General features: G+C 47.1%; 1 pseudogene. It reads left to right on the forward strand.

The features are described 5' to 3' along the window. Nucleotides 1-127 precede the first annotated feature (127 nt). Nucleotides 128-295 (forward strand): annotated as a pseudogene (locus tag AB4585_RS27665) (arylsulfatase); the annotation flags it as partial.

Consider the following 295-nt stretch of genomic DNA (forward strand, 5'->3'; position numbering starts at 1 on the left):
GCCAACAGCAGTTCAGATAAGTCATCTTTTCAGCCTCTTAGTGTTAGTCCCGGGTAACGTTAACAGCCTAATTCTGCTTCGCTGAACTGTCGCAATCCTTTTCCCTACTAAACGTGATGGAGTCTCAATGACTAATCAACTCAGCAAACTGGCTATTTCAGCAGGAATGTTAGCAGCATCAGCGTCAGCTGTAGCTGCAGACAAGCCAAATATCCTTGCCATCTTCGGCGATGATGTGGGCCTATGGAATATCGGCGCATACAACCAAGGCATGATGGGCTATGAAACCCCTAAC

The organism is Vibrio sp. 10N.222.49.C9 (assembly GCF_041474985.1).
Classification (GTDB): Bacteria; Pseudomonadota; Gammaproteobacteria; order Enterobacterales; family Vibrionaceae; genus Vibrio; species Vibrio crassostreae_C.